At 33.6% G+C, this 11,151-nt stretch carries 12 protein-coding genes; 3 read left to right on the top strand and 9 right to left on the bottom strand.

Going from position 1 to position 11,151, the window contains the following annotated elements; translation table 11 throughout:
- Positions 1-24 precede the first annotated feature (24 nt).
- Complete coding sequence (locus tag BMY33_RS06995) at positions 25-654, bottom strand: 4'-phosphopantetheinyl transferase family protein (protein WP_091407002.1); 630 nt, start codon at positions 652-654, stop codon at positions 25-27.
- Between the two features lie 138 nt (positions 655-792).
- Between BMY33_RS06995 and ahcY the strand changes: the two genes are divergently transcribed.
- Positions 793-2,109, top strand: coding sequence for an adenosylhomocysteinase (ahcY, locus tag BMY33_RS06990; protein WP_091407001.1), 1,317 nt, complete (start codon positions 793-795; stop codon positions 2,107-2,109).
- Positions 2,110-2,178: 69 nt separating this feature from the next.
- Here ahcY and BMY33_RS06985 read toward each other — a convergent pair whose 3' ends face one another.
- The 4 genes from BMY33_RS06985 to BMY33_RS06970 form a co-directional block, all read right to left on the bottom strand.
- Positions 2,179-2,514, bottom strand: coding sequence for a hypothetical protein (locus BMY33_RS06985; protein WP_091406999.1), 336 nt, complete (start codon positions 2,512-2,514; stop codon positions 2,179-2,181).
- 91 nt (positions 2,515-2,605) lie between these two features.
- Positions 2,606-2,866, bottom strand: a complete 261-nt coding sequence (rpmA, locus tag BMY33_RS06980; RefSeq protein ID WP_091406997.1) for a 50S ribosomal protein L27 — start codon at positions 2,864-2,866, stop codon at positions 2,606-2,608.
- 36 nt (positions 2,867-2,902) lie between these two features.
- Entirely contained in the window at positions 2,903-3,595 is a 693-nt protein-coding gene (gene rplU, locus BMY33_RS06975) for a 50S ribosomal protein L21 (protein WP_091406995.1), read from the bottom strand.
- Positions 3,596-3,692: 97 nt separating this feature from the next.
- Positions 3,693-4,166 carry a DUF4199 domain-containing protein gene (locus tag BMY33_RS06970; RefSeq protein ID WP_091406993.1) on the bottom strand — a complete coding sequence of 158 codons (474 nt, stop codon included), beginning with the start codon at positions 4,164-4,166 and terminating at the stop codon, positions 3,693-3,695.
- Between the two features lie 172 nt (positions 4,167-4,338).
- Here BMY33_RS06970 and BMY33_RS06965 point away from each other — a divergent pair, with 172 nt between their 5' ends.
- Both BMY33_RS06965 and BMY33_RS06960 read left to right on the top strand, forming a co-directional pair.
- Positions 4,339-5,664, top strand: coding sequence for a M16 family metallopeptidase (locus BMY33_RS06965; RefSeq protein WP_091406991.1), 1,326 nt, complete (start codon positions 4,339-4,341; stop codon positions 5,662-5,664).
- Between the two features lie 17 nt (positions 5,665-5,681).
- Positions 5,682-7,748 (top strand): M16 family metallopeptidase, encoded by a 2,067-nt coding sequence (locus BMY33_RS06960; RefSeq protein WP_091407222.1) that lies wholly within the window; start codon positions 5,682-5,684, stop codon positions 7,746-7,748.
- A gap of 37 nt (positions 7,749-7,785) precedes the next feature.
- On the opposite strand, the gene BMY33_RS06955 is transcribed toward BMY33_RS06960, so the two are convergent.
- From BMY33_RS06955 to BMY33_RS06940, 4 genes are all read right to left on the bottom strand, one after another.
- Positions 7,786-8,676 carry a DMT family transporter gene (locus BMY33_RS06955; protein ID WP_091406990.1) on the bottom strand — a complete coding sequence of 297 codons (891 nt, stop codon included), beginning with the start codon at positions 8,674-8,676 and terminating at the stop codon, positions 7,786-7,788.
- An 82-nt stretch (positions 8,677-8,758) separates the two neighbouring features.
- Entirely contained in the window at positions 8,759-9,331 is a 573-nt protein-coding gene (gene gldD / locus BMY33_RS06950) for a gliding motility lipoprotein GldD (protein ID WP_091406988.1), read from the bottom strand.
- A complete protein-coding gene (gene gldE, locus BMY33_RS06945) occupies positions 9,321-10,646 on the bottom strand; it encodes a gliding motility-associated protein GldE (protein ID WP_091406985.1) in 1,326 nt (441 codons plus the stop codon). The genes gldD and gldE overlap by 11 nt, the downstream gene beginning before the upstream one ends.
- Before the next feature lie 24 nt (positions 10,647-10,670).
- Complete coding sequence (locus BMY33_RS06940; RefSeq protein WP_091406982.1) at positions 10,671-11,135, bottom strand: single-stranded DNA-binding protein; 465 nt, start codon at positions 11,133-11,135, stop codon at positions 10,671-10,673.
- Positions 11,136-11,151 lie beyond the last annotated feature (16 nt).

Below are 11,151 nucleotides of genomic sequence, written 5' to 3'. Positions count from 1 at the left end.
TTTCAAAATTCTTGTTTATCATATTCAGACATAAGGCAAAGCGTACACACAGGTAAAACCATCAAATTCCATAAAAGTTATCTCATAATGACTAATTTTATCATTATGATGAATACTACCTGCAGTAAAAGGCATTGTAAGATCAAATGGCATGATATGTACATTTTGCTCAAAACTTAATCCTGCTGTACCATATAATTTATATAAAGATTCTTTTGCCCCCCAAATAACGGTAAGCACTCTCGTTTTTTCATCTTGTTGATCTACAAAATCTTGTTCAGACTCTACAAACTTATGAGCAATCCTAAGGATTTTTTCACGCTGCTTTTCGATATCGATCCCTACAAGTTTATCACTTATAATAATCCCCGCATATTCATAAGAATGGGTTATTGAGATCTGCTTTCCATCCTTTAAATGCGGTTTTCCAAAATCATCGTAATATAAATCGTGATCATTATATCCAAAAATTGCTAATAAATGGCGGACACTCATAAACCCTCTTCTATGCATATCCGATTTCATGTTATCCACCCGATTCTGGCAATGATCCGTTAACTTAATTCCTTCAGATAGAGTTTCAAAAGACTCTTCTATCTTCCAAATCAAGATATTAGTGCTATCATCTACTGTTATAGTTTTGTAAAGAGGCATGTGAATTCTTAAAGTTATTATGTACCTTTGCAAACTGAAATTCAGGACATCAGTATCTTGATTTTCAGGAGACGAATTTAGAATAATTTAGTGCGAAATACTAAAATTATTGCACTTCATAAACATAAAACAGATACTATGAGTACCAAAACAGTACCTTATGTTCCTTACAAAGTTAAAGACATTTCATTAGCTGCCTGGGGAAGAAAAGAAATCGAACTAGCAGAAGCTGAGATGCCAGGTCTTATGTCCCTTAGAGAAGAATATAAAGACGAACAACCTCTTAAAGGTTCTCGTATCGCAGGGTGTCTTCATATGACTATCCAAACTGCTGTGTTAATAGAAACATTACAAGCTCTTGGTGCAGAGGTTACTTGGAGTTCTTGTAACATATTTTCTACACAAGATCAAGCTGCAGCTGCTATTGCTGATGCAGGAATTCCTGTATATGCTTGGAAAGGCATGAACGAGGAAGAGTTTGACTGGTGTATTGAGCAAACTTTATTCTTTGGAGAAGATCGCCAACCGCTAAATATGATTCTTGATGATGGTGGAGATTTAACAAATATGGTTTTAGATCGTTATCCTGAATTAGCTAAAGGAATCAAAGGTTTATCTGAAGAAACTACTACAGGTGTTCATCGTTTATACGAAAGAGTAAAAAACGGAACCTTAACTATGCCTGCTATCAATGTAAATGACTCTGTTACTAAATCTAAATTTGACAACAAATACGGATGTAAAGAAAGTGCAGTAGATGCAATAAGAAGAGCAACCGATATTATGCTAGCCGGAAAACGAGTTACAGTTTGTGGATACGGAGATGTTGGTAAAGGTACTGCTGCTTCTTTTAAAGGTGCGGGAAGTATTGTTACCGTTACAGAAATAGATCCTATCTGCGCATTACAAGCTGCCATGGACGGTTTTGAAGTAAAGAAACTAGAAACTGTTATCGGAAATAGCGATATTGTAATTACTACTACAGGAAACAAGGATATCGTTCAAGGTCATCATTTTGAAGCTTTAAAAGACAAAGCTATTGTATGTAATATTGGGCATTTTGATAACGAAATTGACATGGCTTGGCTAAACGAAAAATACGGTCATACTAAAGACACTATTAAGCCTCAAGTTGACAAGTACAATGTAAATGGAAATGATGTAATCATTCTTGCAGAAGGTCGTTTAGTAAATCTAGGTTGTGCTACAGGTCACCCAAGTTTTGTAATGAGTAATTCCTTTACAAACCAAACGTTAGCACAAATTGAGCTTTGGAAAAACAGTGAGAAATACGACAACGAAGTGTATATGCTACCAAAACACTTAGATGAAAAAGTAGCAAAATTACATTTAGCTAAAATTGGTGTTGAACTTACAGAGTTACGTAACGATCAAGCTGAATATATTGGCGTAACTGTTGAGGGACCATTTAAACCTGAACATTACAGATACTAAGATTAGAAATAATTTTTAGTTTAAATAAAAACCCTTACATTTCTGTGAGGGTTTTTATTTATTCCTTACTTATCTTCTCTTTCGGAAAATATAGCTCATCCATACGGGATCATTTTCCTCGGATACTACAGATTGGCGATCTATGAATTCCCAATTAGCAGCATTCATATAATATAGCAAATCAGAAGTTCCTTCTAAATCTTCTATTTCCTTAATTGTAATCTGCTTGCCTTCTAAAGATTTCTGTTCTTGAACTTTTATTCGTTTTACTCTCCCACTATTATTAGCCTTTTGGACCACAATAATTTCTAAATAATCATATTTCGGGACTTCCTGAGATACTACCACTGTAGTTATCAACAAAAAAACAAAACAGGATAAAACTCTATTCATTAGTAGCTTCATAAACTTATATTTAAGAATTACAATTTAAATAAAAAGCCCTTTTCAAATCAACTTGAAAAGGGCTTCATCTTTATTACAAAGGAAAATATTCTTATGCTTCAAAAGGAACTATAGAAACATAAGATTTATTATCTTTTTTCTTGGTGAATTTTACCACACCGTCCACTCTTGCGTGTAGTGTATGGTCTTTACCAGCATAAACATTCTCACCTGGTTTGTGCGCTGTACCTCTTTGTCTTACAATGATGTTACCAGCAATGGCAGCTTGTCCTCCATAAATCTTAACACCTAAACGTTTCGATTCTGATTCTCTACCATTCTTAGAACTACCAACTCCTTTTTTATGAGCCATTTTCTTAAGGTTTTATATCGTTAATAATAACGGTGATTATTTTTCAATCCCGCCGTCTAATTTATCTTGCCATTCTTTTAACTCGTCCCACTTACCATCAGCAGCCATTTCAGCTTGCTTTGGCCAAGTATCAGGAACGTGGTTTCCACGAACATCTTTAATAAACTCAGCAATATTCTTTGAATCAGCTTTTGCAAGATCAGCAAAAGTTACAATTCCATTAGCTTTCAGAGTTTCAGCGATTTTCGGTCCAATACCTTCAATCTTTTTAAGATCGTCTGCTTTAGCTGATTTTTTAGGAGCTGCTTTCTTTGGTGCTTCTGCTTTTTTAGGAGCAGCAGCTTTAGCCTCTACTTTTTTCTCAGTTTTTGGTGCAGCTTTCTTAGCTTCTTTTTTAGGAGCTGCTTTCTTAGCTCCAGAAGCTACTATACTTTCAATTACGATTTCGGTAAGAGATTGACGGTGACCATTTTTAACACGGTATCCTTTACGTCTCTTTTTCTTGAAAACAATAACTTTATCACCTCTAAGGTGTCTTGTGATTTTTGCTCCTACTTGAGCTCCATCTATAGCCGGGGCGCCTAAGGTAACTTTGTCTCCATCTGCAGTAAGAAGTACTTTGTCAAAAGAAACTTTATCTCCTTCTTCTCCTGCTAAACGATGAACAAAAACTTTTTGGTCTTTTGCAACTTTAAATTGCTGCCCTGCTATCTCTACAATTGCGTACATAGCGTAACGTTTAATTAATTTTTTTATATAAAGAACTATCGCTTATCTAAAATAAGCGGATGCAAATATACTCCTAATTAATTAACTGACAAATATTTTAGACTTTTATAGGAGGAGAGTTGTGTCTTTTTTTGATGTTCCAACTTTCTTTTAATAATTGCATAAAAGACAATGTTAATACAAATGTAGTTGCAAAACCCATAATAGCTGCAACAAACACTACTATACCAACACCTACATGATAGTGAGAACTCCAATTGGCAAGCATTTCCGGGAGAAAACTAGTATTTATATTAGTTACATAAATTGCAAAGAAAATAGTAAATATAAGAGTAGCATTAAATCCGGTAAACAATCCAGCCATAAACCCCTTTTGATATTCAAATTCGCTTCCTTTTTCGAGCTTATAGTCTTTCATTGCTTTATATAACCCGAAGGCCACGATTATTCCATTACCCAAACTAAAAACTGGGTTCGTCTGCACCCCAAATAATGACAAAATTAAAAAATATGCTATGAGTCCTACTGCTACTAGAGAACCATATTTAACTGGGATTGTTGACTTTTTCATAATTCTACTATTTTGGATTTAACAGAAATTTATGGATAATTCGTCATTTTCCAACCTAAAGAACTGTTAATTTATTAAAAACAAGGCTTTTAGACCCTTAAAATTCTTTTTCGTTAAAATCGTAACAAAATGCGATCTTTGCACACAAATTCAATAAACAAAATTATTACTAATGAAAAATAAACTTTACACAATTGCTTGTGGGCTCTTGATTTCAATTTCCGGAAGTGCGCAGGAAGTAGAATTTACGGAATATGACTTAGATAATGGTCTGCACGTAATTCTACATCAAGAAAATAAAGCACCTGTAGTAACAGTAGGTGTTATGTATCATGTAGGTGCAAAAGATGAAGAAAAAGGAAGAACTGGTTTTGCTCATTTTTTTGAACACTTATTATTTGAAGGAACAGAAAACATAGAAAGAGGAAAATGGTTTGATATCGTTTCTGCAAATGGCGGGAGAAACAACGCTAACACTACTCAAGATAGAACATACTATTATGAAACACTACCTTCTAACAATCTAGAATTGGGATTATGGATGGAATCCGAACGTATGCTACATCCGGTTATCAATAAAATAGGAGTAGACACTCAAAACGAAGTTGTAAAAGAAGAAAAAAGACAACGAATAGATAATGCGCCTTATGGTAAGATTATTTACAAAACTGGGATAAATAAATATTTATTTAAAAAACACCCTTACGGTCAGTCTGTAATAGGTAGTATGGCTGATCTTGATGCTGCCAAACTTGATGAGTTTATAGCTTTTAATAAAAAATTCTATAATCCAAATAACGCAACACTAGTAGTAGCTGGAGATATCCAGATCGAAGACACTAAGAAAATGATTTCAGATTATTTTGGCTCCATCAAAAACAATGGAGAAAAAATAACAAGAACCAACATAGAAGAAGAACCAATTACATCAGAAATTACGGCCGTAGAAAAAGACGCGAACATTCAAATTCCTGCAAAAGTTTTGGTTTACAGAACACCTAAGCAGACTGAGAAAGACGCATATGTACTAGACTACATTTCTACAATATTGACAGGAGGAAATAGCTCTAGAATGCAGAAGAATATGGTAGAAGACAAAAAAATGGCATTACAAGTAATTGCCTTTACTGATGCACAAGAAGATTATGGAACCTACTTAATGGGAGCACTACCTCTTGGTGATGTAAGTTTAGACAAACTTTTGGCAGAAATGGATAGTGAAATCGAAAAGTTACAAAACGAACTAATTTCTGAAAGAGAATTTAAAAAACTTCAGAATCAATTCGAAAACAACTTTGTGAATTCCAATTCCAGTATTGAAGGAATTGCAAATTCATTAGCTCGTTACAACATGCTTTATGACGATACTAGTCTTATCAATAAAGAAATTGAAATCTACAGATCAATTACGCGAGAAGACATTCAAAATGTTGCTAAGAAATATCTGAATAAAAACCAACGTCTTAATCTTGACTACTTACCAGAGTCAAGCAAATAATATAAATGAATACAGAAATGAAAAAAAATATAATCTTTATAATAGCATTTTTATTGGTCGCAATAAGTGCTCAAGCACAAATAGATCGATCAAAAATGCCAAAATCAGGACCTACTCCTGTTATAAATCTTGGAGAGCCGTATACATTTAAAATGGGTAACGGGCTTACGGTTCTTGTAGTAGAAAACAAGAAATTACCAAGAATCACAGTAAGCTTATCATTAGACAATCCACCAAATGCAGAAGGTGATAAAGCAGGAATTGAAGGAATAGTATCCCAAATAATGGGCAAAGGAACTAAAACTATTAGCAAAGATGCTTTTAATGAAGAGGTTGATTTTCTCGGAGCTTTTGTTAATGTAGGAGTATCCGGAGGGTTTGCACAGTCGTTATCTAAATATTCTGATCGTATCATCGAGCTTTTTGCAAAAGCTTCGTTAAATCCAAACTTTACACAAGAAGAATTAGATCTTGAAAAGAAAAAACTTATCGAAGGTATCAAGTCCGGAGAAAACAGTGCAGAGGCAGTTGCTGATCGAGTAAGAAGTGTACTTGGTTACGGAAAAAATCACCCTGCTGGAGAATATATTACAGAAAAAACGATTAATAATATCACTTTGGCTGATGTAGAAACATACTACAGAAACAACTTTGTTCCCGCAAATGCCTATATGGTAATCAGTGGTGATATCAATAATGACAAAGCAAAAGAATTAATAGAGAAGAATTTCACTTCTTGGAAAGCTGGAAAAGCTCCTTCTTTTGGAATGCCAGAAGTAAAAGATGCGCAATACAGACAGATCAATTTTATCGACATGCCTAATGCTGTACAAACAGAAATGGCTGTAATGAACGTTTCTAACTTAAAGATGGCCGATGAAGACCATCATGCTGCATTGGTTGCTAACTATGTTCTAGGAGGGTCTTTTGGTAGTTACATAAACATGAACCTAAGAGAAGAGCACGGATACACTTACGGAGGACGATCTACACTACCAAGAAATAAAAACTACAAAACCTTATTCAGAGCTACAGCAAAAGTGAGAAATATGGTTACAGACAGTGCCGTAGTAGAAACTCTAAAAGAAATTAAAAGAATTAGAACCGAAGATGTAGACGACGAAGTACTAAAAAATGCAAAAGCAAAATTCTTAGGAAACTTTATTCTAGCTTCAGAAAATGACAGAACAATAGCAGCAAGAAGTATTGATATCAAAACTCAAAATCTTCCAAAAGATTTTTACGAAACTTTTATTGCTAAAATCAATGCGGTTAGCAAAGCTGATATCAAAAGAATTGCTAACAAGTATTTTAATCTAGACAAGGCTAGAATCGTATTAGTTGGTAAAGGAAGTGACATTTTAGAAAACCTAGAAAAAATTAGCTTTGAAGGAAAGAAAATTCCTGTTCTATATTTTGATAAATATGGAAATAAAACCGAAAAACCAGATTATAACGCAGCTACTCCAGAAGGAGTTACTACCCAGTCGGTTTTAGATAATTATTTTAATGCTATAGGTGGTAAAGATAAATTAGCAGAAGTACAATCTACATTCACTACAGCTGAAGCATCTATGGGAGGAGCAACTCTACAGATGATATCTAAAGTAACTTCAAAAAATCAGACACTTACCAATATATTATTTGGAGGTAATTCTGTAAACAAAAATGTGTTTGACGGCGCTAAAGGATATGCAATGGCTCAAGGTCAAAAAATTGACTATACAGAAGCTCAAATTGCTGATGCAAAAAAGGAAACATATCCGTTCCCAGAACTTAAAAATACTGAAGCGAAGTTAGAAGGTTTGGAACCATACGAAAATGGCAAAGCTTATAAAATTAAAATGAGTGATAAAAGAACTTCTTTTTATGATACAGAAACGGGATTAAAAATAAAGGATATTGTAATTCAAGAACAAGGAGGTCAAAAAATACCTTCTACTATTGGATATAGCAACTATAAAGAAGTGAATGGAATCAAATTCCCCCACACAATATCAATATCTGCAGGTCCTCAGAAGTTTGATTTTAATGTTTCTGAAATTAAAATTAATGAAGGAGTTACAGAAGAAGATTTTAAATAAAATCTATATACAACTCACATAATTACAAAGGTCCGTTCTAATGAATGGGCCTTTCTTTTTTTCGATTAGCGATATATACTCCTAAGATTATAATACCAGTAGCAATTACCTGATAAAAAGAAAACTCTTCGCCATCAAGCAAACCCCACATTAAAGCTACAATAGGAATTGTGTAAGTAACAGAAGTAGCAAAAACAGGACTGCTCATCTGAACTAATTTATTAAACAACACCTTAGCAATTCCAGTTCCCACCACTGCAAGAATAGAAATATACATTAAACTTGTATGCACTTCGGGATTATTTATCACCTTATTATCAAAAAATTCAGAATAATACAATACAACAATTGAAGGAATTACCAATACAATAAAATTACCGTTAGCAATTGCCATTGGAGATATTTTCTGCATATATCGTTTTATAATATTTACATTCATCGCATAGCAAACAGAAGCGCAAAGCACTAAAACAGCATACCAATAGTTTTGGTTGGGATTCACAGAAGCTCCTTCCCATATAAGAGCCAAACACCCGATTAACCCAACAATAACTCCTATTAATTGATTTCTATTAAAACGGATAGAGAATAACAATACACCCAGTATTAAGGTAACAAGTGGAGTTGTAGAATTCAGAACAGAAGCAATACCACTATCAATTTCAGTTTCTGCAAAGGCAAATAAAAATGCAGGAATAAATGTTCCTAAAAAACCAGAAATCACAATCCACTTCCATTCATTCCTTTTGATAGTTCTCATGCTCCTAAAGCCTATCAGAAACAAAAAAAATGCCGCAAACAAAGTTCTCAAGGCACCCAATTGCATTGGAGTGAGACCTATCAACGATTTCTTAATTAATATAAAAGAACTACCCCACACTAAAGATAATATCGCAAGATATATCCATTTTAGTTTTGAATTTTGCATCGATAATTTAATAAGCTGCAAAAATCAATAAAATTAAATAAGTGATGATCTTTTATGTAAAAAAATTAACGAACGTTTAGCGTTATTCTATCCATTGAACAGTTTCCATAAAATGAATGACATCATTTCTCAGGTATTTTGCCGCAGGCAGGATAGAATCATAGTTTGGTTTCACCTTAAAATACACAGAGCCAGACACAAAATGATTGAGACTATCTGTTACATAAAACTGGCAAGAAGAAGCAGCATTTCCAGTAACCTCAAAAATACTTCCATATACATTCTTTTCTGGCAAGACAAAATCTTTCTGATCTATTCCATCAGCTTTAATATGGTGTTCTTGCGTTAGGTTTTGCGCGTCTCGCAACAAAGAATCTAAATTTTTATCGACATTGTAATAGGAGACATATATAGTCGCATTCAACTTTGGATAGTCTATATTATACCAACATTGCTTATTATTTTTCGCCTTTTCGAAAGTGGCAATATCATTTTTTTCAAAAGTATATGAACAATCTAGTGTAGCCTTTTCATATTTTGGAGCTGGGTAGGCCAATCGCAACATTCCTTTAGGTTTTGGCAAAATATCTCCACCACAAGAACAGAAAACACTTGTAACTACTATCACAAAAAAAATATAGAATTTACTCTTCATCAATCGTCAATTTAATTCTTTTGATACGTCTATTATCTAAAGATTCTATTTTGAAAACATACTTTTCCAATACAATTACATCTCCTCTTTTCGGGAAACTTCCAGATATTTCTAAAAGCAATCCTGCAATCGTTTCAGCGTCTCCTTTTTTATTTTCAAAAACTGCTTGATCTTCTAACTTTAACACCTTATAAAAATCCTTTAAAGAAGTTCTTCCTTCGAATACATAGTTAAGGTCATCTAACTTAGAAAATACTAAATCTTCATCATCAAACTCATCACTAATATCACCAACAATTTCTTCAATAATATCTTCTAAAGAGATTAAACCGCTTGTTCCCCCATATTCATCGACTACAATTGCCAAATGATTCTTTTTATCCTTAAAATCATTAAGAAGGTCATCTAACTTCTTGTTTTCCGGAACAAAATAAGGCTCTCTCACCAGATCCACCCAACTATAATCTTTATGATTAATATAAGGTAACAAATCTTTGACATAAAGAATTCCAATAACTTTATCAATACTATCTTCAAATACTGGTATACGAGAATATCCCTGTTTAATAATTGCAGGAATAACCTCAGCATATCCCATATCTCGATTTAAAGCAAAAATATCTATCCTAGGCTTCATTACCTGTTTAGTATCCGTATTACCAAACGAAACAATACCTTCTAAAATCTTTTTCTCTTCAGAAGTAGTATCAGTATCCGAAGTTAACTCTAATGCTTGTGATAACTGATCAACGCTAATATTTGATTTTTGTTTTCCTAATCTATTATGGATACTTATTGTAACACTTCGCATAGGCAAACTAATTGGAGTAATAATCCAATCCAAAACTCTTAACGGTCTTGCCATAAAACTGGCAAATTTCACCTTATTCCTACTAGCATATATTTTTGGTAATATTTCTCCAAATAATAGAATAAGGAATGCAACAACAACAACTTCTACAACAAACCTTACGTCTACCCAACCCCACCAAACGATATTAAGGTCATGAAAGTAAATCTCTCCTAAAGCATCAAAAAGTAAAACAATTGCAATATTAATAAAGTTATTAGCTACCAATATAGTAGCCAACAGTTTCTTTGGCTTACTTAATAATTTTGAAATTATCTTTTGATTTGCAGTTTCTTCTTCTCCTTCTATTTTAAGATCCGAAGGAGCCAACGAAAATAGAGATACCTCGCTACCCGAAATTAAAGCAGAACAAATCAATAGTAATATTAGAGCAAGCAAATTAATTGCTTGCATAGAATCAAAAGCAACAAATAAAATAAATAACGGTTCGGGATCAGGGTCCAAATTATAGCTGTTTAATTAAACATATTAAAACGGAAGATCATCTTCTTCCGTTTCTGTAGATTGGGGTGATACTGACTGTGCTGTACCGACCGAAGGATTATTAGTACTTGCTGGTTGCGTACTCGCAGTTGTTTCAGGTTGCTGACCCTCAGTTTTTGGAGTTAAAAATGTAAAGTCAGTACACTGAATTTCAGTACTATACCTATCTTTTCCTTGTTCATCTTGCCACTTTCTAGTTTTAAGACGACCTTCGATATATACCTTATCCCCTTTTTTTAAATATTTTTCGCAAATTTCTGCTGCTTTATTACGGACAACAATATTGTGCCATTCTGTAGAAGTAACTCTTTCTCCTGTAGTTTTGTTTACATAAGAATCATTAGTTGCCAGCGGAAACCTACCAATACAATTACCGCCTTCAAAATAATGCATCTTTACTTCATCTCCTGTGTGACCAATAAGCATTACCTTATTCAACGTTCCAGACATATCCTTTATATTTATA

This window comes from Aquimarina amphilecti, assembly GCF_900109375.1.
In the GTDB taxonomy this organism is placed as follows: Bacteria; Bacteroidota; Bacteroidia; order Flavobacteriales; family Flavobacteriaceae; genus Aquimarina; species Aquimarina amphilecti.
Note: the sequence above shows the minus strand (reverse complement) of the source record. Positions and strands in the feature narration are given on the sequence as shown.